The sequence below is a fragment of the Streptomyces sp. SID13031 genome, assembly GCF_010548305.1.
Classification (GTDB): domain Bacteria; phylum Actinomycetota; class Actinomycetes; order Propionibacteriales; family Kribbellaceae; genus Kribbella.
The window spans coordinates 15,167-36,608 of the sequence record NZ_JAAGLV010000021.1; the positions used below are offsets into that span (position 1 = coordinate 15,167).

Annotated in this window: 20 protein-coding genes; 5 read left to right on the forward strand and 15 right to left on the reverse strand. The window is 66.7% G+C overall.

The window, feature by feature from the left end:
• Window positions 1-114: 114 nt before the first annotated feature.
• On the forward strand, window positions 115-1,548 hold the full coding sequence (locus G3I17_RS32565; protein ID WP_164601837.1) for a M12 family metallo-peptidase: 1,434 nt from the start codon (window positions 115-117) through the stop codon (window positions 1,546-1,548).
• Here G3I17_RS32565 and G3I17_RS32570 read toward each other — a convergent pair.
• Genes G3I17_RS32570 through G3I17_RS32595 form a run of 6 tightly spaced genes read right to left on the reverse strand, consistent with a single transcriptional unit; the run spans window position 1,535 to window position 8,254 of the window.
• A complete protein-coding gene (locus G3I17_RS32570; protein WP_164601839.1) occupies window positions 1,535-2,734 on the reverse strand; it encodes a M20 family metallopeptidase in 1,200 nt (399 codons plus the stop codon). The two genes, G3I17_RS32565 and G3I17_RS32570, sit on opposite strands and share 14 nt — an antisense overlap.
• A complete protein-coding gene (locus tag G3I17_RS32575) occupies window positions 2,734-4,368 on the reverse strand; it encodes an ABC transporter substrate-binding protein (protein WP_164601841.1) in 1,635 nt (544 codons plus the stop codon). Before G3I17_RS32575 ends, G3I17_RS32570 begins: the two co-directional genes overlap by 1 nt.
• A 29-nt stretch (window positions 4,369-4,397) precedes the next feature.
• The gene (opp4C, locus tag G3I17_RS32580; RefSeq protein ID WP_164601843.1) at window positions 4,398-5,264 is read right to left on the reverse strand and encodes an oligopeptide ABC transporter permease; all 867 of its coding nucleotides are present in this window, start codon (window positions 5,262-5,264) and stop codon (window positions 4,398-4,400) included.
• The gene (locus tag G3I17_RS32585; RefSeq protein ID WP_164601845.1) at window positions 5,257-6,207 is read right to left on the reverse strand and encodes an ABC transporter permease; all 951 of its coding nucleotides are present in this window, start codon (window positions 6,205-6,207) and stop codon (window positions 5,257-5,259) included. The genes opp4C and G3I17_RS32585 overlap by 8 nt, the downstream gene beginning before the upstream one ends.
• Window positions 6,207-7,232 (reverse strand): dipeptide ABC transporter ATP-binding protein, encoded by a 1,026-nt coding sequence (locus G3I17_RS32590; RefSeq protein WP_164601847.1) that lies wholly within the window; start codon window positions 7,230-7,232, stop codon window positions 6,207-6,209. The genes G3I17_RS32585 and G3I17_RS32590 overlap by 1 nt, the downstream gene beginning before the upstream one ends.
• A complete protein-coding gene (locus G3I17_RS32595; RefSeq protein ID WP_239063145.1) occupies window positions 7,229-8,254 on the reverse strand; it encodes an ABC transporter ATP-binding protein in 1,026 nt (341 codons plus the stop codon). The genes G3I17_RS32590 and G3I17_RS32595 overlap by 4 nt, the downstream gene beginning before the upstream one ends.
• 164 nt (window positions 8,255-8,418) lie before the next feature.
• Here G3I17_RS32595 and G3I17_RS32600 point away from each other — a divergent pair, with 164 nt between their 5' ends.
• Entirely contained in the window at window positions 8,419-9,447 is a 1,029-nt protein-coding gene (locus G3I17_RS32600) for an Lrp/AsnC family transcriptional regulator (protein ID WP_164601849.1), read from the forward strand.
• Here the strand turns inward: G3I17_RS32600 and G3I17_RS32605 are convergent.
• The 7 genes from G3I17_RS32605 to G3I17_RS32635 form a co-directional block, all read right to left on the reverse strand.
• Window positions 9,374-10,021, reverse strand: coding sequence for an HAD-IA family hydrolase (locus G3I17_RS32605; protein ID WP_164601851.1), 648 nt, complete (start codon window positions 10,019-10,021; stop codon window positions 9,374-9,376). The genes G3I17_RS32600 and G3I17_RS32605 overlap by 74 nt on opposite strands.
• A 13-nt stretch (window positions 10,022-10,034) precedes the next feature.
• On the reverse strand, window positions 10,035-10,697 hold the full coding sequence (locus G3I17_RS32610) for a transcriptional regulator (RefSeq protein WP_203591080.1): 663 nt from the start codon (window positions 10,695-10,697) through the stop codon (window positions 10,035-10,037).
• Window positions 10,694-11,155, reverse strand: coding sequence for a hypothetical protein (locus tag G3I17_RS32615; protein WP_164601852.1), 462 nt, complete (start codon window positions 11,153-11,155; stop codon window positions 10,694-10,696). The genes G3I17_RS32610 and G3I17_RS32615 overlap by 4 nt, the downstream gene beginning before the upstream one ends.
• Window positions 11,155-11,550, reverse strand: coding sequence for a hypothetical protein (locus G3I17_RS41260; protein ID WP_239063146.1), 396 nt, complete (start codon window positions 11,548-11,550; stop codon window positions 11,155-11,157). Before G3I17_RS41260 ends, G3I17_RS32615 begins: the two co-directional genes overlap by 1 nt.
• A gap of 1,090 nt (window positions 11,551-12,640) precedes the next feature.
• The gene (locus G3I17_RS32625; protein ID WP_164601856.1) at window positions 12,641-13,723 is read right to left on the reverse strand and encodes a hypothetical protein; all 1,083 of its coding nucleotides are present in this window, start codon (window positions 13,721-13,723) and stop codon (window positions 12,641-12,643) included.
• On the reverse strand, window positions 13,720-13,872 hold the full coding sequence (locus G3I17_RS32630) for a hypothetical protein (RefSeq protein WP_164601858.1): 153 nt from the start codon (window positions 13,870-13,872) through the stop codon (window positions 13,720-13,722). The genes G3I17_RS32625 and G3I17_RS32630 overlap by 4 nt, the downstream gene beginning before the upstream one ends.
• 89 nt (window positions 13,873-13,961) lie before the next feature.
• Window positions 13,962-14,822: a DUF72 domain-containing protein gene (locus G3I17_RS32635; protein WP_164601860.1), complete on the reverse strand. Its 861-nt coding sequence runs from the start codon at window positions 14,820-14,822 to the stop codon at window positions 13,962-13,964.
• A 162-nt stretch (window positions 14,823-14,984) separates the two neighbouring features.
• On the opposite strand from G3I17_RS32635, the gene G3I17_RS32640 reads away from it, so the two are divergent.
• Window positions 14,985-15,503, forward strand: a complete 519-nt coding sequence (locus G3I17_RS32640; RefSeq protein ID WP_164601862.1) for a hypothetical protein — start codon at window positions 14,985-14,987, stop codon at window positions 15,501-15,503.
• 201 nt (window positions 15,504-15,704) lie between these two features.
• Here G3I17_RS32640 and G3I17_RS32645 read toward each other — a convergent pair whose 3' ends face one another.
• The gene (locus G3I17_RS32645; RefSeq protein ID WP_164601864.1) at window positions 15,705-16,784 is read right to left on the reverse strand and encodes an inositol-3-phosphate synthase; all 1,080 of its coding nucleotides are present in this window, start codon (window positions 16,782-16,784) and stop codon (window positions 15,705-15,707) included.
• A 10-nt stretch (window positions 16,785-16,794) separates the two neighbouring features.
• Complete coding sequence (locus tag G3I17_RS32650; protein ID WP_164601866.1) at window positions 16,795-17,376, reverse strand: PadR family transcriptional regulator; 582 nt, start codon at window positions 17,374-17,376, stop codon at window positions 16,795-16,797.
• A gap of 223 nt (window positions 17,377-17,599) precedes the next feature.
• Between G3I17_RS32650 and G3I17_RS32655 the strand changes: the two genes are divergently transcribed.
• Window positions 17,600-19,096 (forward strand): TIGR00366 family protein, encoded by a 1,497-nt coding sequence (locus tag G3I17_RS32655; RefSeq protein ID WP_164601868.1) that lies wholly within the window; start codon window positions 17,600-17,602, stop codon window positions 19,094-19,096.
• 109 nt (window positions 19,097-19,205) lie between these two features.
• Window positions 19,206-21,434, forward strand: a complete 2,229-nt coding sequence (locus G3I17_RS32660; protein ID WP_164601870.1) for a transglycosylase domain-containing protein — start codon at window positions 19,206-19,208, stop codon at window positions 21,432-21,434.
• Window positions 21,435-21,442: the final 8 nt, after the last annotated feature.

Consider the following 21,442-nt stretch of genomic DNA (forward strand, 5'->3'; position numbering starts at 1 on the left):
TGTGGCCTGGGACATGTGGGCGCTCGGCCCGCCCACATGTCCCCGGCTACGTCCCGCGGGGGGACGTTTCTTGTCTGTACTTCAGCTGGGGGGAATCCTTGAGGAGGATTCCACGTGCACAACAAATTCCGCCGTACCGGTGCTCTGGTAGGAGCCGGTGCCGTCGTCTTCGGAGCGCTGGCCGTTGCTGCCGGCACCCAAGCCGACGCACAACAACTACCGCTCGGCCAAGTACTCGGTCAGCCCACGCCGGGTAGGACCGCCCTGGCCAATCTGCAGTCCCGGCTGGGGGAAGTTGCCCAGCGCAATGGTTTGTCCGAGCAGAAGCTCCGCGAGACGCTCGCCACCGACACGACGGCCTGGCTCGACCCCGCGGGCCGCTTGTTCTTCCGCGAGCCCGTCCTCACCAAAGCCCAGAAGGCTCCCGAGGCATCACCGCGCTGGGCGACCGAGGCAGTCGCAGCTGCCGCCGGCCCGGCCTTCGAGCTGCACAGCAAGCCTGGCTCGAACCGTGTCATCTACCTCGACTTCGACGGTCACGCCATCACCGGTACGGCGTGGAACGCGGACAAGGGGATCGACCCGGTCAACGTCTCCCCGTACGACACAGACGGGAGCCCGGCGAGCTTCGGTACCGCCGAGCAGGACGTAGTACACGAGGTGTGGGCGCGGGTTGCGGAGGACTACGCCGCCTTCGATGTCGACGTGACGACGCAGCAGCCGGCGCAGGACGCGATCAACCGGACGAATGCCGCGGACCTGCAGTACGGCACGCGCGTACTGATCGATCCGGACACCTGGTACCAGTCGGGTTGCGGCTGCGGTGGTGTCGCCTACATCGGCGTCTACGACAACTCGGGCCAGCACGACTACTACCAACCCGCGTTGGTATTCACCAAGGGAGTCGGTACCGGCGCGAAGAACCTCGCCGAGGCCGCCTCCCACGAAGCGGGCCACAACGTCGGCCTCGGCCACGACGGCACCGCATCGGTCGGGTACTACGAGGGCCACGGCTCCTGGGCGCCGATCATGGGCGTCGGGTACTACCGCGGCATCAGCCAGTGGAGCAAGGGCGAGTACGCCGGCGCCAACAACCCCGAGGATGACTACTCGGTCGTCGGCACCCACGGCCTCGCCCTCCGTACCGACGAAGCCGGCGACACCACCGGCGCTGCAGCCGCCCTCACGGTAGGGGCTCCCGCTGCCGGCTACATCGCCGCCGAAACAGACACCGACGTCTACCGAGTCCAGGTGAGCACAGCCGGCAACTACACCGCCACCGCCGGCGCCTCAGCCCTCGGCGGCAACCTCGACATCAAGCTGGACCTGCTCAACTCGTCGGGCGCAGTCGTCACGTCAGCCGACCCCGCCTCCGGCCAGACCAACGCCGGCACCCCCACCGGCCTCGGCGCCACCGTCACCAGCAACCTCCAGCCCGGCACCTACTACCTCCGCATCGACAACGTCGGCTACGGAGACCCCCTGAACACCGGCTACTCCACCTACGGCAGCCGAGGCGGGTACTCGCTGACCATCAACCCGTCCTAACCGCCGCTACTAGCAGTTTGCTAACGGCCAGCTGAGCCAGGGCGGCCGCCTGATCACCGAGTACCGCGTCGTCGAAGCGGACTTCGCTTGAATGGTTGGACGGCCCGTCCTCGCCGACATCGTCCGGCCGGGCGCCCAGCATGATGAACGTGCCAGGCACCTGCTCCAGTACCAGCGAGAAGTCCTCCGAACCCATCAAGGGATTGTCCAGTGGCAGTACCCGTGCCGCACCGAACATCTGCCCGAGCTCGCCGGCCGCCGCGGCGGTACTCGCCGGGTCGTTGACCGTCACCGGGTACTGCCGCTGGAAGTCCACGTCGACCGTGCACCCGTAGGCCGAGGCGATTCCCTCGGCCAGCACGGGTAGTTCGCGGGCCAGCTGGTTCCAGGACGCGTCCGACAGTGTGCGGACGGTAGCCCCGAGGGCCGCGGTGTTCGGGATGACGTTGATCGCGACCCCGGCCGCGAGTTGCGTCACTGTGATCACCACCGGGTCGAAAACGTTCACCTTGCGCGTCGCGTAGGTCTGCAGGGCCAGCACGAGCTCGGCGACGACCGGGACCGGATCGACCGTCGTGTCCGGCGCCGACCCGTGCCCGCCCTTACCGTGCACGGTGATGTGGAGCTGGTTGGAGCCGGCCATCATCGTTCCGGGCCGGGTCAGGAACAGTCCCTTGGCCGCCTGGGACCAGACATGAACGGCGTACGCGGCCACCGGCTTCTCCCCGGTGGCCCGCAGCAGACCTTCCTCGATCATCCACCCGGCGCCCCGCAGCCCTTCCTCACCGGGCTGGAACATGAAGACGACGTTGCCGTGCAGCTCGCCGCGATGTTCGCTGAGCAACCGCGCGGCGCCGACCAGGCCGGCAGTGTGGAGGTCGTGGCCGCAGGCGTGCATGTTGCCGTTGGCCGAGGCGTACTCCAGGCCGGTCTCCTCGACCACCGGGAGGGCGTCCATGTCGCCACGGAGCAGCACGGTCGGCCCGGGACGATCGCCGCGCAGTACCCCGACGATCGAGGTCAGTTCTTTACCGGTGGTGATCTCGAGCGGCAGGCCGGACAGCTCGTCGAGCACCATCGCCTGGGTCTTCGGCAGGTCCAGGCCGACCTCGGGGATCTCGTGCAGCGCGCGGCGCAGGGCGACCAGCCCGGGAGCGATCGCGGCGGCTTCGTCGATGAGACCCATCAGCTCGCTCCCTCGAAAGCCCATTGCCCGATGTTCGCCACCGTACCGTTCCAGAACGGCGCCGGGCCGCCGACCGCGACCGACTTTCCGGTCGAGGCGACCGCGTGGTCGGAGTACAGGGTCAGGATCGGCAGATCCGTCTGCCAGAGCTTCTGCAGGTCGTTGTAGATCTTGTGCCTGGCCGCGGGGTTCGCCTCGGACGTCCCGGCCAGCAGGAGGCGGTCGCTGTCCGGGGAGGCGTAGCCGGTCAGGTTGAAGGATCCGGTCGACCCGTACATGTTGGACACGTCCGGGTCGATGTTGAAGTTCAGGCCCATCAGGACCAGGTCGTGCTCCTTGGCGCGGGCCTTGGCCAGGGTGGTGGGGAAGTCGTAGTTCGTCTGCACCACGTTCAGGCCGATGGCCTTGAAGTTCTGCAGCATGATGTCGGCGGAGCGCTCCCGGATCTTGTTGCCGGTCGGTACGACGAAGTCGATCTTCTTGCCGAAGTCCCAACCGGCGTCGGTCAGCAGCTTCTTGGCGAGCGCCGGGTCGTAGGTCAGGTCCTTCTGGCTCTTGTCCAGGTACGGGCTCTGGCTGGTGTAAGGGCCGTCGACGATCTCGCCGTTGCCGAGCAGCAGTTGGTCGACCATCTGCTGCCGGTTGATCGCATGCGCGAGCCCCAGCCGCATTCGCGGATCAGGGAAGCTCTTGACGTTGAACTGGATCGTCTGGAAACCGATGGTCGGGTTCACCTTGGTGTTCACCTCGCGCAGACCCTGGACCGTCTTCAGGTCCTGGAACGGGATGTTCCCGATCCCGCCGCCGGAGTTCATCAGGATGGACTGGGTCTGCAGCTCGCCGGCCAGGTTCGCGGCCGGCATGATCTTCACGATCACCTTGCTGATCTTGGCCGCACCGAGGTAGTAGTCCGGATCGGCCGTGTACTCGATGCTGGCGTTCTGGGTGTACTTCGCGAACTTGTACGGACCGCTGGTGACATCGGGGAGCTGGGCGAACTTGCTGTCATCGACCTTGGCCGGCGCGACGCTGCCCAGCACGTGCTCGGGCACGATGACGATCTTGGTGCCCATCATCTCCTTGATGTAGTTGGGATCCACCGGCGTCTTCGTGGTGAACACCACGGTGCTGTCATCGGTCGCCTTCAGGCCGGGGACGGCCGTCCCGCCCTTGGGAAGCTTGCCGGTGGCATCGACTCCGGTGAGCGCGGTGATGTTGCCGCCGAGGGTGGTCAGGGAATCGCGGTTGGCGATCAGGTTGATGGTGAAGACGACGTCCTTCGCGGTGATCGGCTTGCCATCGCTCCATTTCGCGCCGGTGTGCAGCTTGACCGTGAAGGTCTTGTTGTCCTGGCTCTGGATCGACTCGGCGAGCTTGGGGACGAATTTCAGCGGCTCGGGCTGATCGAGCAATGTGTCCATCGCGAACCGCACGGCCCACTGGCCGGCGATGTCCGCCTGGTTGATCGGGTTGAAGCTAGCCGGCGGGTTGACGGTGCCGATGTAGAGCGTGTCGCCGGCTGTGCCCCCGCCCGTGTCGCCTGAGCAGGCCGCGGCGGCGAGCAGCCCGCCGGTGGTCAGCGCGGCGATCAGGAGTCGGGTCGGGCGGCGCCGGGCGGTGGTCGGTGCACTCATGGATGGAGCTCCCCTTCTCGGATGACGGCTTAGGCGTGGGAGCGGGACTCCATCGAGTCCCGGAGCCCGTCGCCGACGAAGTTGATCGACAAGACGGCGAGCAGGATCATCAGGCCGGGCGGGATCCAGATCCACGGCTGGCTGGACAGCACGGTGATCGACTGTGCCTCGCTGAGCATGTTTCCCCAGCTGGCCGCCGGTGGCCGGACGCCCAGGCCCAGGAAGCTCAGGCCCGATTCGAGGATGATCGCCTGCGCCACCCCGAAGGTCGCGTTCACGATGATCGGTGACAGCGCGTTCGGCAGGATGTGCCGGAACAGGATCCGTGGCGTGCTGTACCCCAGTGTCACGGCGGCCTGGACGTAGTCGCTCTGCTTGATCGACAAGACGCTGCCGCGGACCAGCCGGCCGATCATCGGCCAGGCCAGCAGGCCGATCACCACGATGATGGTGAGCAGGCTCGGTCCGAGCACGCTGACCAGGATCAGGATCACCATGAAGTACGGGAAGGACATGAACACGTCGGTGATCCGCATGATCACCAGGTCCACCCAGCGCCCGTAGTACCCGGCGAGCAGCCCGAGCAGGACCCCGATCACCAGATAGACGGCGACCGCCCCGACGCCGACACTCATCGACACCCGCGAGCCGTAGATCAGCCTGCTCAGCACGTCCCGGCCGACCGAGTCGGTGCCGAGCAGGTGGTCCGCCGACGGCGGCGCCTCGAAGGCGTCGAAGATCCGGTTCGGATCGTGGGGCGCCAGCAGTGGCGCCAGCGCCGCCATCAGGACGAGCAGGGCGACGATGACAAGCCCGGCGACGGCCACCCGGTGACGGAGGAACCGCCTGACCACCAGTCCGGCGGACGAACGCTCCTTGCCCCGCGCCTTATGCATAAGCGATCCTCGGATCGACCACGGCGTAGGCGACGTCGGTCAGCAGATTGGCTGCGAAGACCGAGACCGCCGCGATCAGGTTGATCCCCATCAGTACGGCGTAGTCCCGCGACCCGATCGACTGGATGGTCAGCAGCCCGATCCCGGGCCACTGGAAGATCTGCTCGGTGACGATCGCGCCGCCGATCAGGGTGGACAGATCGACGCCGACCACGGTCACCAGCGGGATCAGCGCGTTGCGCAGGGCGTGCTTGCTGGTGATCGTGGACCGGCCCAGCCCTTTGGCCTTCGCGGTTCTGATGTAGTCCTGGCCGAAAGCGTCGATCATGCTCGAGCGGACATAGCGGGCCATGTTCGCAGCGGTCGCCGTGGCCAGCACGGCGACCGGCAGGATCAGATGCTCGACCCGGTCGGCGAGCCCGCCGCCGCGGCCGAGGGTGAGCATGCCGCCGGTCGGGAACCAGCCGAGCGTCAACGCGAAAACATAGATCAGCGCCAGGCCGAGGAAGAAGTGCGGTACCGAGATGCCGAGGAACGACAACCCCACCACCCCGTAGTCGGCCGCGGTGTTCTTCTTCCTGGCCGCGAAGATCCCGATCGGGATGGCGATCAGGTAGGCGACGACCAACGAGGTACCCATCAGCAGCAACGTCGGGCCGATCCGGTCGCCGATCAACTGGGTGACCGGCTCGCGATTCTGGAACGACACCCCGAGATCACCCTGGAAGAGCCGGCTGAGCCAGTGGAAGTACTGCACGAAGACCGGCTGATCGAGGCCGAGCTCCGCCTCGGCTCTGGCGACGTCTTCCGGCGTCGAGGTCGGGGAGAGGTAGAGGTCGGCCGGGCTGCCCGGCGCCAGGTTGATGATCAGGAAGTTGATCAGCGTGACGCCGAGCAGGACCGGGATCCCGATCACCAGTCGCCGAATCAGGTAGGAGACCATCAGCTCGCCGCCGCCACTGCCGGCGTACCGGCTGCCAGGGGAAAATGACAGGCGACCGGATGTCCGCCGGTGCTCAGCTGCGGCACCTCGGTTTTGCAGATCTCCTGGGCATACCGGCACCGGGTGTGGAAGACGCAGCCCGGCGGCGGCTTCGCGGGACTCGGCACATCGCCCTCGACGATGATCCGCTGCCGGTCGCGCAAGCGCGGATCGGGCTCGGGATAGGCGTCGAGCAGGATCTGCGTGTAGGGGTGACGAGGCCGGGCGAAGATCTCCGCGGTATCCGCGATCTCCATCACCTTGCCCAGATACATCACCACGACCCGGTCGCTGATGTATTTGATCGCGCCCAGACCGTGCGAGATGAAGAGGTACGTCAGTCCGAACTCGCCCTGCAGATCCTTGAGCAGGTTCAGCACCTGCGCCTGGATCGACACGTCGAGCGCGGACACCGGCTCGTCGCAGACGATCAGCTTCGGCTCGAGCATCAGGGCGCGGGCGATCCCGACCCGCTGCCGCTGACCGCCCGAGAGCTCGTGCGGATAGCGGTTCAGATACACCGTCGGCAGCCCGACCACCTGCAGGATCTCGGCCGCCCTGGCCCGCGCTCCGGCCCGGTCGAGCCGACGGTGGGCGATCAGCGGTTCGGCGAGCAGATCGCCGATCCGGATCTGCGGATTCAGGGAGGAGTACGGATCCTGGAAGACCATCTGCAGGTCGGTCCGCAGCCGCCTCATCCCGCCCTTCGACAACGAGGCGATGTCGGTGCCCTCGAAGATCACCGAGCCGGCGGTCGGCGTTTCGAGCCGGACGACGGCGCGGCCTGTGGTCGACTTGCCGCAGCCGGATTCCCCCACGATGCCGAGGGTCTCGCCCGGGTACACGTCGAAGCTGACATCATCGACGGCGCGAACCTGACCAACCGTACGAGCGAGTACACCTTTGCGGATCGGGTAGTAGCGCTTCAGATTGCTGACCCGCAACAACGGCTGGTCAGCCGGCCCGGGTGGCTTGGTCAGCGTCATGCCGGCACCACCGCCGCGGCGGTCTTCGGTAGGGGCGCCCCGTCGTACAGCCAGCACCGTACTGCGTGCGCGCCCTGGCCGGCGGTGCTGAGGAGCTCGGGTCGCTCGCCCGCGCAGCGGTCCATCGCCTGCGGGCAGCGTTCGTGAAAGCGGCAGCCGGCCGGCATCTGCAGCAGGCTCGGCACCGATCCGGGGATGGCCGCGAGCCGATCACCTGCCGGGGCGGTCAGGTGCGGGATCGATCGCAGCAGGGCGGTCGTGTACGGGTGCTCGGGCTCGTCGAAGAGGGTGTAGACGTCGGTCTGTTCGACCACCTGGCCGGCGTACATCACCGCGACTCGATCGGCCATCTCGGCCACCACCCCGAGGTCGTGGGTGATGAAGATCATCGCGGTACCGGCCTCGTCGCTGAGGTCGCGCAGCAACTTCAGGATCTGGGCCTGGATCGTGACGTCGAGAGCTGTCGTCGGTTCGTCGGCGATGATCAGCCTCGGCTCGCAACTCAGCGCCATCGCGATCATCGCCCGCTGCCGCATACCGCCCGACAACCGATGCGGATAGTCGTCCACGACGTCCCGGGCCCGCGGGATGCCGACCTTCTGCAGCAGGTCGACCACTCGCGCCCTGGCCTGCTTCCTGGTCAGCCCCAGGTGCAGGATCATCGTCTCGGAGAGCTGATCGCCGATGGTCAGCACCGGGTTCAGCGACGTCATCGGCTCCTGGAAGATCATCGCGATCGAGTTACCGCGAACCGTGCGCAGGCGACTCTCCGGCAGCGTCACCAGGTCCTGGCCTTCGAAGACCACCTGGCCCTGGGTGATCCGGCCGTTGTCGGCGAGCAGCCCCATGATCGACAGCGCGGTCACCGATTTGCCGCTACCGGACTCGCCGACCAGACAGAGGGTCTCACCGGCCGCCAGGCTGAAGCTGACCTCGTCGACCGCGGTGGCGGTGCCTTCGTCGGTGCTGAACTCGGTCTTCAGATTGTCGACCCGCAGCAACGCGGGGGCGTCTGTTGACAAGCGATCCTCCGATGGGCGATGGGGAGATCACAGTGCGTCGGTGGACCGTCACCGACGGTCGACCTACTGAGGATGCTCCGGGCTCCGCGCGGTCGATCAAATTTTTGTCATGACATTGCAGGGAACTTGCGTGCCGACAGCGGTCCATGCAGGGATATTGAGTTGTGGACGACGTAGATTTCGCGCTGATTAACGCTTTACAGATCAGTCCGCGAGCCGGCTGGTCGCAACTCGAAGCGATTCTGGGAGTCGACTCGACGACGCTGTCACGCCGCTGGACCAGGCTGGTCGAGAGCGGGCTGGTGTGGAGTTCATGCTTCGCCGTGACCCCGCCGGAGCAGGCTCAGTTGCCGACCGGTGTTCTTGCCCTGGTCGAGGTGTCCTGCGTCGCAGGCGAGCGCGAGAAGGTGATCGAGAGCATCGTGCTGAACCCCGCCGTCCTCACCATCGACTGCACGTCCGGTTCGCGCGAGTTGATTCTGACCCTGTCCTTCATGTCGGTCTCCGGGGTGGACGCCTATGTGGCCGCCGAACTCGCCGCGGTGCCCGGCGTGCTGGGCACCAGGACCCACTTCACCCGCACCTTCTTCAAGGAAGGGACGAGTTGGCGGCTCGGAGTACTCCGCCAGCGCCAGATCCGGGCTCTGCATGACCTGCCTGCGACGGGTATCGACGCACCGGCCGTGCCGACCCGCCTACATGAACTGGTGATCACCGGACTCGCGGGCGACATCCGCCGGTCGGCCACCTCGATCGCCGATGAGATCGGCAAGAGCGTGGCCACTGTCACCCGGGCGATCGGCCAGATCATGCATGCGTCCTGGGCCCGTACCCGGATCGACTTCGCGCACAACGTGGTCGGCTACGACGCCTCCGTGATGGTCTGGTTCAGCGTTCCGCACCATCAGTTGGAGACAGTCGGAGCCGGGCTGGCGCTGATGCCGGAGACGAGGATGTGCTGCTCGGTGGTCAACAGCGCCAACCTCGCCGTTGTCCTGTGGTTGCACAACCTGCGGGAGTTCGACGCGATCGAGACCAAGATCGCCCGCGCCTTCCCGAGTGCCCAGATCGAAGATCGCTGGATGCTTCCCCGCTTCGCCAAGCGGATCGGCCACATCCTCACCCCAGCCGGCCTGCACGCCGAGTTCGTCCGCCCCCACAGAACCCCGCTACCCCTACACCAGACCGACTAGCCCGATCGGCAGCGAATCCGGCGCTCCTTGCCCCTTCGATGTTGGCGGCGCTGTCGTCGATGAACAGGATCGCCGACGGGTCGGCTGCGATCCGCCGCGCGGCTTCGGTGAAGAAGCCCGGGTCCGGCTTGGCGACGCCGAGGTCGTAGGAGTAGCAACTGACATCGAAGAGGAGGTCGTAGCCGAGCGCTGCGCGCATGTGTCCGCCGCGGTGCCTCTCCTGGTTCGTGCCCAGGTGTACGCCGTAGCCGTTGCGCCGGAGCGTTTCCACGATTGCGAAGGACTCTTCGACGGGCGCGATGCGGTGCCACACGTCCTGGAAGACGACCGCGGTAGGCGTCAGGACGCCGTACTCGGCGAGTGACGCAGCCAGCATGGGCAGGTAGTCACCGCGTCCGGCGAGCGTCGGAAGTTCGTCCTTCCAGGTCTTGTGCAGGAACTCGCGTGCTCTGTCGCCGACATACGGTTCCATCGCGGCATACCACCCATCGGGGATGTCCTGAAGCACTCCGTCGGCGTCGAAGAGCAGGTGCCGAATCGGCGAGCCGACGACCTGCCGTTCGCTGCCTGTCATGGCTTCTGGATCATCAGTGCGCGCCTCGGGGCAGGCCGAGGGTTGCGATGAGGTCTTCGTGCAGTTCGAACCAGACGGTGTGGCAGGAGTCGGCGCTGGTTCGGTCGACCCAGGTGTTGTCTCCTGAGCGCACTCGGTCCAGGGCTGCTGTGAATCTGGTGTCGTAGCCGTGGAAGCGGTGGAGTACGGCGGCGGTCCGCTCCGACACCAGGTGAAGTGCCTGATCCAAGGCGCTCAGTTGCTCGATGACCTGGCGGTCCCAGTGGGGATCGCTGTGGTCGTTGAAGGCGAGGGCGTCGGTTGCTGTCGGTCTGATCTGCCAGTTGGTGCAGGTCTGCTGCAGGCGCTCGTTGAGTGGCAGGAATTCTGAGTAGATCTCGTGAATCACCTCGCGCCCGGTTACCTGGTCGAGCTCGGCGGCGAGTTGCCGTTCGTTCTCCGCGCGTCCGGCGTCGGTGAGCGACCAACCGCCGGTGCCGGCGAACTCGCTCCAGCTGATCCAGCCGAAGGCCTGGTAGTCGAGCAACAACTCCGTCGTCCCCGCCTGGTCGAGGCTGAACCTTCTGGCGACGGTCTGGTCATCAGCAACGCCCTTGAGCCGAACGGCGTGCAGTGCCAGCAACTTTGGCGCGGAGACGGAGGCAGGTGCGGGCTGCGATGTGGAGGACCCTGTCACGGTGCGAGTCCTTCCGCGGGACGGCTTCCCCGCGCAGTAAGTCGATCGAGGCGCTGCTGACAGGCTTGCGGCGAATTCAGTCCAAGTGCACTGGCCATCTGAGCCCACGTGAGCCCGAGGCCACGCGCCGCGAACAGCAGCCCGGTCTCGAGTTGGTCGATCTCGGCTCGCGCGGCCGGCAGCAACTGAAGCGCCGCCACCGCCGCGTCGGTCATCTCCTGGTCCGAACCCGCCGCCCCGTCGAATGCCGCTGAACTCGACCGCCAGAGGAACAACTGGATCAGGTCGGCGGCCGACGGCGGCATGGAACCGACCTGCCACGGCCGCCGATCGAGCTGGTCGGCACCAGCCGCCAGCAGTCGCTCCCGAGCCTCTCGCTCCCGCTGTGCCTGGGCATGGTCACTCGCGGGCTCGCCCGCACCGTCGTCATTGCGTTGCACCCCGAAACAGTCCATCATCAACAAAGTGTTGTCAACATTTTGTTGAAGCAACTCCAGGTGCCGTTGGCATCCGCGTCCGTCTGCAGTGCTGGTTCCCGCAGCGGGTTGGCCGGTACGACGACCTTGTTCTCGGAGGAGGAAGCTCGTTGATCATCCGTCTCACCGAGGCGACGCCGCAGAACGCCGGCGCCAAGGCCGCGGTCCTGGGCCGCCTCACCCGGGCGGGTTTCCCGGTCCCGCCGGGTTTCGTGATCCCGGTTGACGCCTACCGCGCTGTCACTGCTCACCTCGCCCTGGCCCTGGCACTTTCCAGCCGGGATCCGGACGAGGCGCGCCACCTGGTCGAGGCTCAGCCGGTACCGCCGTGGTTGCTCGACGAACTGGCTGAGGCGCTGGCTGAACTGGGCGACCACCCCATCGCGGTACGGTCCTCAGCCACCACCGAGGACACCCCGACAGCATCAGCAGCCGGACAGTACGACACCTACCTCGGAATCCACGGCCTCCCCACGATCACTACCAAGATCCAAGCAATCTGGGGATCCCTCTGGAGCCAACGCGCTGTCACCTACCGTCGGCTCCAACCAGCACCAGCACCAGCACCAGCACCAGCACCAGCGCCAGGTCTAGGTCCAGGTCCAGCACCAGATCCGGGGATCGCGGTCATCGTTCAGCGCCACATCGACGTGGACGTCGCGGGAGTGCTCTTCACTGCGGATCCTCGCACTCAGGGCGGGGCAGCAGTTGTGGAAGCCTCCTGGGGGTTGGGGGAGAGCGTGGTGCGGGGGTTGGTGATGCCGGACACTTACGCGGTCAGTGCCGACGGTCGGATGAGTCGTCACTGCGGCGCCAAGCTCACCCGAAGGGATCGGACCGCCAGTGCTGACGGCATCGTCGCCAGTGAGGTTCCGGTGGGTCAGCGCGACCAGCTTTGCCTCAGCGACGGGCAGGTCCTGCAGATCGTGGAGTTGGGGCGAGAGGTTGCTGATCGACTCGGGGGTCCGCAAGACATCGAGTTCGCTCTGGAGAACGACCGGATCTGGCTCCTTCAGTCACGCCCGATCACGGCTCCTCTCGGCGCACCCGACAGCGCCGAGCAGGAGCAGTTACTCGAACCCGCCATACCGCGAGCAATACCCGAGGCCGCCGTACCGCGAGGTGCGGGCGATCTTGTTGGGCTGCGAGGTGCAGGTGGAGGTGTTGTGTTGCAGGGGGTTGGGGGGAGTGCTGGGAGTGTTTCTGGGCCGGCGCGGTTGGTGGCGCGGGTTGAGGACTTTGGGCGGGTTGGGGCGGGCGACATCCTGGTTTGCCGGTTCACCGATCCTGCGTGGACTCCTTTGTTCGGGCTGGTTGCGGGGGTGGTCACTGAGATAGGTGGCCGGTTGTCGCATGCGGCGATCGTTGCTCGCGAGCATCGGATACCCGCCGTGCTAGGGGTTCCCGGCGTTATGAGTGCTCTGGAGGATGGACAGCTGATCACCATCTCGGGGAGCCTCGGAACTGTCATGGCTCCATCTCTTTCGCGGTAGCAGGAACGGCGGTGGGGGTGGTCGGAGGCGGCGCCGTCGGAGGCGAGGGAGCGCGGTGGGTTGGCGGGCTGATGCCCGCGAATGCGTGCAGGGCGGCCTGGTGGGAGTCGGTCGGCCTGAGTCTGTGCGCCGGTGCCGAGGTGTCCGCAGATGCGGGCGACGGAGTGGGCATAGGAGTGTTGGTGACGGGGGACGGTGGGGCGGGTAGGCGTGGGGGCGTCAGGTGGATTCGGGTGCGGGTGGGTGTCGGGGTGTAGTGGCGTTCTGCGGTGGCCAGTTCTTGGTGGAGGAAGGACAGAGTTCTAGTGGTGGCCGCGTGGGAGCGGGAGGCCGCGAAGCCTCGGGGGAAGGGTTCGTAGAGCTCCAGGCCTTTGAATGACGTGCGGAGTGCTTGCTCGAGGTGGAGGCGGACCGCCGGAGCCTGATCGGGTGGGACCAGGTGTGGCAGGCGGCTCGACTGGTAGATGAGGGCGACTGCCTGGGGCCACTGGCCTTCGGCGGTTTGGCGGTTGAGTAGGTGCAGGCTCTGGCCGGCGGGTGAACCCGTTTGGCGGTCGAGATCAGCGCTGAAGAGACGGACGGCGGGGACGAACGCGGCGTACGACGGCTCGCTGTGGGCGTGAAGGATGCCGGGGGCAACTTTGTCGATGCCGAGCTCGCGGATGTAGTCGTTCAGGTGGTCGTGGGCCCAGACCTCGGCGACGCCCTCCTCCAGCGCTCGCCCGCCAGGGAGTTCGAAGGCAGCGCGGGCCGCCTCCTGGGTGGCGCCGGCCGGGCCGAGGAAATGCGACTGCTCGTGCAGCAGCGTCATCAACGCCTCGCGACAGCGGCTCAGCTCGGCGTCGGATCGCGGCTCGCCCGGGCGGTCGTACAGCTCGCTCAACGGCTCGAGGATGCTCTCGCGGTCGAGATGCAGCGTCCCGTCCCAGTGCGCCAGGCCGAGGATCCCGTCACCGGCTTCGACGATCTCGCCGCTCCAGGAGCTCTGGTCCGCGCCGCTGATCCGCAGCGCGGCCCAGGCATGCCGCTCCAGCAGGCCTTCCAGCGAGGTGATCACGGCTCGAGCGCCAGGGCTACGCGGACCAAGGAGTCCACGGATCGTCGGAGGTTGGTCTGCTCGCGCGGATCCTCGCAGGCCTCCGCGCGCCGGCGCAGGTCGGCGATCAGCGACTGGGTGCGGGTGTAGCGATCTTCGACGGATTCCATGGCTGTCCTCCCGGGAGATTGGTCTCACCGGGGAACATATGGATTCTCAGGCCAGGATCAGCCGCCGATTTCGCAGCTGTGGATAACCCTCAGAACAACGTCGGCGGCTCGGCGGGCATCGACGCCGGCTCGGGCAGCGGAGCAAGCTGAGGGACCTGAGCCCGGACGTCGTCGTAGAAGCGCCGCGCGAGCGCCAGCGCCTCGACGTTGTCAGGCGTGTGCAGGAAGACGGTCGGCGACCGCCCTTCCCGCAGCCAGGAAGCGGTCTGGTCAGCCAGGTATTGCCAGCCTCGGACCGTCACCTCGAGGTCGTCCCGGCCGATGTACCGCACGATCGGGTACTGCGTGAGTGCCCGCGTCCGCCGAGGCAACCGTGGCTTGTTCATCCACGCCTCACGCTCGCCATAACTCGAAGCCGCCGTCTGGAACAGCGTCACAGTGTCGAAAGGCACCCACTCGGCCCCGACCCGGCCGAGCACCTGTTCCAGCTGTTGGGTCGCCCGCTCATCCGAGAAGAAGGCTGGATGCCGGACCTCGACCGCGTACCGGAAGGCCGACGGTGCGCGACGAAGGAAGGACGCGAGTGAGCCGAGCTCGGAGGGACCGAAGGAAGCCGGCAGCTGGATCCACAAAGCATGGGCCCGCGGGCCGAGCGGCCGCATCGCGTTCAGGAATGTACGCAGCTCTGCATCGGCGGCGTCGTGCAACCGAAGGTCGTGGGTGATCACCTTCGGCAGTTTCAGCACGAAGCGGAAGTCGGGCGGCACCTGCGCAGCCCACATCTCCACGGTCGAACGCGCGGGGATCGCATAGAAAGTGGTGTTGCCCTCGACCGCGTTGCACCAGGTCGCGTAGGCCTCCAGCCGCTCGCTGGAAGGCAGCGGATGAGGCAGGAACCGCCCGTTCCAGGGCGCGTGCGTCCACATCGCGCATCCCACATGCAGCCGCATGACAAGGACGCTACCGAACCACACCGACAGTCCGGTCTGGTGTGCTCGAACGATGCTTGCCGACGTTTCGGTCACGACTAAATCGTGGCGGGCTCAGCAGCCGCACCCTGAGCCTGCTCTCGTGCCTCTCGTTCGGACAGGGGCCTAGGAACAGGAGTCGTCATGGACCGATCCGCTACCCGCCGCGCTTTACGGTCAAGCATTCTGATCGCCTCGGCCGTCGTCCTCGCCGTGCCGGGCACCGCCAATGCCGCGTCGGCGGCGGATACCAGCGCAGTGCCGGGCAAAGCCAAGACCTGCGCCCAGAAGCTCGACAAGGCGCAGCGCACCGACATGGAGTCGTTCCGCGACTTCGATCTGGCCAAGTGGGTCGCCGGGCATGACAAGGGTGTGGTGAGCATCATCGCCGACGGCCGGACCAGGATCGGCCTGGAGGCGGTCGTCGCGGCGAGCCGGCCACGCTTCATCAGCAAGGACTCGGTGTGGTCGTGGACCGAGAACACCCGCAAGGTCGACGGCTGCAGCACGGCCTTCGTCGTCTACACCACGAAGTACGCGATCCCGCGCCTCGACTACTGGTTCACGGCCGTCACCAGCGTGACCTACGAGTACAAGCGTGGCCGGTGGCTGGTGATCCTGGACCAGAGCACGCTACTCGAGGAGCACGTCGGGTCTGCCTGAACAACCGGTACTTCCAGCTGCATCGCCACCTGCAACCCCGGGTGCCGCGTGACCCGGACTTCGACCTCGACCTGCTGCTCGACATTGACGCCGCCCAGGCCCGCTGACCCCGGCGACCTTCGGCAGAAAGCGCGGGGCCCCGCGACCAAGACGGTCGCGGGGCCCACGCAGTACAGATCAGTCAGTACCGGGGTACTGCGATCAGCGCTCGACCTCGCCCTTGATGAACTTCTCCACCAGGTCGCGGCAGACGTCGTCGGCGTACTGCTCCGGCGGCGACTTCATGAAGTACGAGGAGGCGGACAGGATCGGGCCGCCGATGCCGCGGTCCTTGGCGATCTTCACGGCGCGGATCGCGTCGATGATGATGCCGGCCGAGTTCGGCGAGTCCCAGACCTCGAGCTTGTACTCCAGCGACAGCGGGACGTCGCCGAAGTTGCGGCCCTCGAGCCGGATGAAGGCCCACTTGCGGTCGTCCAGCCAGGCCACGTAGTCCGACGGGCCGATGTGCACGTTGCGCGGGTCGATCTTGTCGACCAGTTGCGAGGTGACGGACTGGGTCTTGCTGATCTTCTTGGACTCCAGCCGGTCGCGCTCCAGCATGTTCTTGAAGTCCATGTTGCCGCCGACGTTCAGCTGGTAGGTCCGGTCGACGGTGACGCCGCGGTCCTCGAACAGCTTGGCCAGCACGCGGTGCGTGATGGTGGCGCCGATCTGCGACTTGATGTCGTCGCCGACGATCGGGACACCGGCGGCGGTGAACTTGTCCGCCCACTCCTTGGTGCCGGCGATGAACACGGGGAGCGCGTTCACGAAGGCGACGTTGGCGTCGATGGCGCACTGGGCGTAGAACTTCGCCGCCTGCTCCGAGCCGACCGGCAGGTAGCAGACCAGTACGTCGACCTGCGCCTCACGCAGGGTGGCGACGACGTCGACGGGCGACGCGTCGGACTCCGTGATCGTCTCGCGGTAGTACTTGCCGAGACCGTCCAGCGTGTGACCGCGCTGCACGGTGATACCGCTCGGCGGTACGTCGCAGATCTTGATCGTGTTGTTCTCGCTGGCGCCGATCGCGTCGGCGAGGTCGAGGCCGACCTTCTTGCCGTCCACGTCGAACGCGGCGACGAACTCGACGTCGCGGACGTGGTAGTCGCCGAACTGGACGTGCATCAGACCGGGGACGCGCTCGTCGGGCTTCGCGTCGCGGTAGTAGTGCACGCCCTGGACGAGCGAGCTGGCGCAGTTGCCGACACCGACGATCGCTACGCGGATCGAGGTCATCTGGAACTCCTTAGTTGGGGGGTGGAACAGGCGGTTGATGCTCTTCAGGGGGCCGCTGCCGGCTGCGTTCGCCGTCGATCAGCTCGTTCAGCCAGCGGACCTCGCGCTCGGCCGACTCCAGGCCGTGCCGTTGCAGCTCGAGGGTGTACGCGTCGACGCGCTCCGCGGTCCGGCTCATCGCGGCCGAGAAATTGGCCAGCCGCTCCTCCATCCGGGCCCGTCGGCCCTCGAGGATGCGCAACCGGGTGGCCGGATCGGTCCGGCCGAAGAACGAGAACCGGACGCCGAACGTGTCGTCCTCCCACGCCGACGGTCCGGCGTCGTGCATCGCTTGCGCGAAGTGGTCCTTGCCGTCGGCCGTGATCGTGTAGACGATTTTCTGCCTCCGCCCGGCGTCCGGCGTACCGGCGTCGGCGGAGATCAGTCCGTTGCGGAGCATCGCCTTCAGACACGGGTAGAGCGATCCGAACGACAGCACGCGTCCCCAGCCGAACTGGGCGTTGACGCGCTTGCGGAGCTCGTAGCCGTGCATCGGCGCTTCGTGCAACAGGCCGAGTACGGCGAGCTCCAGGACCCCACTGCGGTTTCCCATGACCCACCTCCCTCGACCAGTTTGTCATGGCTATGTCATGACCTGATGTATCGAGTTGATACATCGCACCGCCACTGTAAGCACCTCGGTCGGCTGTGGACAACTCCTGACAAAGGTGGACTTTGTTAGCTATCCCACGACCCGCTGCGGCAAAACCTGTTACGTCAGGCGCCGATCTGCGTTAATCAACTGACACAGAGTCGTGGTCCAGGAGCGGAGGGTCATGGCGGACAGCCATGGGAAGCACACGAAACACGGCACCGAGGGCGAGGGCCCGTTGGCCCGGATCGCGCTGCGTTTCACTGCCTTCACCGAGAAGTGGTTGCCCGACGCGTTCGGGTTCGTGCTGGTCGGTACCTTCGTGGTGCTCGTCTTCGGGCTGATCACCGGCGAGCCGCTGTTGAAGCGCCCGGACGACCCCGCGGCGACCAAGGGCTACGGCATGGTCGACGCCTGGGGCCTGGGGTTCTGGAGCCTGATCACCTTCACGCTGCAGATGGCCATGATCATCATCGGCGGGTACGCCGTGGCCACCAGCGGCCCGGTCGCCCGGCTGATCACCAGGCTGGGCCGGATCCCCAAGTCACCTCGTACCGCGGTGGCCTTCGTCGCGGCGGTCGCGATGCTGGCGTCGTACCTCAACTGGGCGTTCAGCCTGATCTTCGCCGCCATCCTGGCTCGCGAGGTGGCCCGCAACGTGCCGAAGGCCGACTACCGGGCACTGGGCGCGATGGCGTTCCTGGGGCTCGGCACGGTCTGGGCGCAGGGCCTGTCCGGCTCGGCCGCTCTGCAGGTGGCGAGTGCGAGCAGCAGCCCCGGCCCGGTCCAGGAGGTGATCCGGGCGGGCGGTCACGCCAGCGGGCTGATCCCGCTGAGCGACACGATCTTCACCTGGCAGGCGATCGTCGCCACGCTCTTCGTGTACGTCGTGGGCGTGACGATGGCCTGGTTCGTCGCACCCGGCGAGGGCAACGCCAGGACGGCGGAGGACATCGGTATCGAGCTACGGCCGCTGATCGGCCGCGGTTCGGCGTACAACGGCAAGCGGGTGGACGGCTCGGAGGACGAGAAGCGCAGGCCGGGCGACTGGCTCGAGCACTCGCCACTGTTCAGCCTGCTGGTCGTACTGCTCGGCGCGATCTACCTGGTCCGGTACTTCGACGGCAAGAGCTTCTTCAACGCACTGGACCTCAACACGGTGAACCTGATCCTCTTCCTGCTCGCGATGCTGCTGCACTGGCGTCCCTGGCGGATGGCCCGGGCAGTGCGCGACGGTGCGCCGGCCGCAGCCGGAGTGCTGCTGCAGTTCCCCTTGTACGGCGGAATCTTCGGCATGATCGCGTACACCGGGATCTCGGCTCGCCTGGCCGGCTGGCTCGTGCAGGCGAGCAACCAGTTCCTGTTCCCGCCGCTGGTGGCGATCTACTCCTGCATCCTGGGCGTGTTCGTGCCCAGTGGTGGCAGCAAGTGGGTCATCGAGGCGCCGTATGTGCTGGACGCCGCCAACCAGCTCCAGGTGGACGCCGGCTGGATGGTCGTCGTGTACGACCTCGGAGAGGCCAGCGCGAACCTGCTGCAGCCGTTCTGGATGCTGCCGACGCTGGCCATCCTCGGGCTCAAGGCGCGCGACATCATGGGCTACACGTTCACCATGTTCCTGGCCTGCTTCCCAGCGGCCCTGATCGCTGTGACGCTCCTGGCACCGCACGTCACCGGCTGATTACCGGTGACCGCTGGGACCGCTACCATCCAGGCGGAATAGGGACCGTTACCACATCCGCCGTACTCTGGGTCGCAATGACTTCAGCGAGATCGTCGAGGATTGCACTGTGAGTGAAGCTCGTAGGAAGGCTCCTACCCGCGCGCGCCGCAAGAAACACTGGGCGCTGAGGGTTCTGGGGTGGCTGCTGGCACTCGGCTTCCTGGGCGTGATCGGCGCCGTCGCCACCTTCTTCATCGGGTACCAGACGACGGACATCCCGGACACCAACAAGGCGTTCGCGGCGAACACGACCACGGTGTACTACGCCGACGGCACGACGGTGATGGGCACCTTCTACGAGCAGAACCGGCGCTCGGTGTCGATCGACCAGATCCCGAAGTACGTCCAGGACGCGATGATCGCCGCCGAGGACCGGACCTTCTGGACCAACCCGGGCGTCTCGCCGTCCGGGATGGCCAGGGCGGCCTTCAACATCGCCCGGGGCGAGCAGTTGCAGGGTGGCTCGACGATCACCCAGCAGTACGTGAAGATCATGTACCTGACCCAGGAGCGGACCTTCTCGCGGAAGTTCTCCGAGCTCTTCATCGCCACCAAGCTCAGCCGCTCGCAGGACAAGAAGTCGATCCTCGAGGGCTACCTGAACACCATCTACTTCGGTGAGGGCGCGTACGGCGTCGCCGCGGCCGGCGAGGCGTACTTCAACGTGAAGGAGCCGAGCCAGCTCAGCGTTCCGCAGGCAGCCTTCCTCGCGACCGTGCTGAACAACCCGACTCGCTTCGACCCGGACAACAAGACGCCGGCGGCGCAGAAGCGGATCCTGGAGCGCTACCAGTACGTCATCGACGGGATGCGGCAGAGCGGAACGATCTCGGAGGCGAAAGCGCGGCAGTACAGCGCCAGGCTTCCCGAGATCCACAAGCCGGAGAAGAGCACCAAGTACAACGGCCCGAACGGCTACCTGCTCGACATGGCCAAGAAGGAACTCGCGAAGATGGTCCCGCAGGACCAGATCAGCGGCGGTGGCCTGAAGGTCGTCACCACCTTCGAGTTGCCCAAGCAGAACGCCATGGTCCGGGCCGCTCAGGAAGAGCTGCCGAAGAAGAACCGGGCGAACCTGCACATCGGGATGGCCTCGGTCCAGCCGGGCACCGGCCGGCTGGTCGCGATGTACGGCGGGCCCGACTATGTGAAGGCCCCGGGGCTGAACTGGGCGACATCGAAGGGCCGCCCAGGCTCGTCCTTCAAGCCGTTCGCCGTCGCGGCCGCGCTGCTGGACAACCGGACCATCTACGACACGTTCCAGGGCGACAGCCCGATCGAGGTCAAGGGCAAGAAGCTCAACAACGAGTTCGACCGGGACTACGGCGACGTCAACCTGCTGACGGCGACCGAGCAGTCCATCAACACCGCCTTCTACGACCTGATCGACAAGCAGATGGAGAACGGGCCGTCGAAGCTGGTCGACGCCGCCGAGGCCGCCGGCATCCCGAAGACGAGCATCCTCGAGAGCGCTCGGGACAAGCCGTCGACCGTGCTCGGCCCGGACCCGTACGCGTCACCGGTCGACATGGCCAGCGCGTACTCGACCTTCGCCGCGAGCGGCAAGTACGTCCCGGTGCACACGCTGAGGTCCGTGACTGGTCCGAACTTCAAGACGTGGACGGACACGAAGGACGTCATCGCGAAGCAGTCCAAGCAGGCCTTCCCGGCTGAGGTCGCCGACATGGTCAACTACGTGCTGGCGAACGTGGTCGAGAAGGGCACCGGCGAGAAGGCCAAGGACCTCGACCGGCCGGCGGCGGGCAAGACCGGTACCGCCGGTGGTGTCGCCCTCGAGCACCGGGCGGCGAACGCCAAGTGTGACGGCTGCAAGGACGGCGAGGACACCCTGACGTCGTGGTGGGCCGGGTACACGCCGCAGCTGTCCACCGCTGTGCTGTACCGGGCCGGCAAGAGCGGTGAGGCCGACCTGGACCCGTTCAGCGACGACGAGGCGTTCTTCGGTGGTAACTGGCCGGTGCGGACCTGGCTGGCCTACATGGAGCCGGTGCTCAAGGGCCTGCCGGACGCGGACTTCGCCCCGGCGGACGAGGACGCGATCAAGGACAGCCCAACGCCGACGTTCACGCCGAAGCCGACCCCGCCGCCCTCCAGCACGCCGCCGCCGAGTTCGCCGCTCCCGTCGAACACGCCCCCGTCGTCGAACACCCCACCCCCGCCGTCTGACACCCCGACGAAGACCAAGACTCCGAAGCCGCCGGGCTGGCCGTCGATCCCCACCAGACCGACCGGCCCACCTGACACACCCGAGACACCCAACGACGACGGCCAGTAGCTCCACGA

Excerpts from the sequence above, each read along its gene's own strand:
- G3I17_RS32645 (WP_164601864.1), bottom strand. The coding sequence starts at position 16,784 with ATGACCTCGATCCGCGTAGCGATCGTCGGTGTCGGCAACTGCGCCAGC.
- G3I17_RS32575 (WP_164601841.1), bottom strand. The coding sequence starts at position 4,368 with ATGAGTGCACCGACCACCGCCCGGCGCCGCCCGACCCGACTCCTGATC.
- G3I17_RS32585 (WP_164601845.1), bottom strand. The coding sequence starts at position 6,207 with ATGGTCTCCTACCTGATTCGGCGACTGGTGATCGGGATCCCGGTCCTG.
- G3I17_RS32655 (WP_164601868.1), top strand. The coding sequence starts at position 17,600 with ATGGCGGACAGCCATGGGAAGCACACGAAACACGGCACCGAGGGCGAG.
- G3I17_RS32640 (WP_164601862.1), top strand. The coding sequence starts at position 14,985 with ATGGACCGATCCGCTACCCGCCGCGCTTTACGGTCAAGCATTCTGATC.
- G3I17_RS32570 (WP_164601839.1), bottom strand. The coding sequence starts at position 2,734 with ATGGGTCTCATCGACGAAGCCGCCGCGATCGCTCCCGGGCTGGTCGCC.
- G3I17_RS32615 (WP_164601852.1), bottom strand. The coding sequence starts at position 11,155 with ATGATGGACTGTTTCGGGGTGCAACGCAATGACGACGGTGCGGGCGAG.
- opp4C (WP_164601843.1), bottom strand. The coding sequence starts at position 5,264 with ATGCATAAGGCGCGGGGCAAGGAGCGTTCGTCCGCCGGACTGGTGGTC.
- G3I17_RS32650 (WP_164601866.1), bottom strand. The coding sequence starts at position 17,376 with ATGGGAAACCGCAGTGGGGTCCTGGAGCTCGCCGTACTCGGCCTGTTG.
- G3I17_RS32605 (WP_164601851.1), bottom strand. The coding sequence starts at position 10,021 with ATGACAGGCAGCGAACGGCAGGTCGTCGGCTCGCCGATTCGGCACCTG.
- G3I17_RS32635 (WP_164601860.1), bottom strand. The coding sequence starts at position 14,822 with ATGCGGCTGCATGTGGGATGCGCGATGTGGACGCACGCGCCCTGGAAC.
- G3I17_RS32630 (WP_164601858.1), bottom strand. The coding sequence starts at position 13,872 with ATGGAATCCGTCGAAGATCGCTACACCCGCACCCAGTCGCTGATCGCC.
- G3I17_RS32590 (WP_164601847.1), bottom strand. The coding sequence starts at position 7,232 with ATGACGCTGACCAAGCCACCCGGGCCGGCTGACCAGCCGTTGTTGCGG.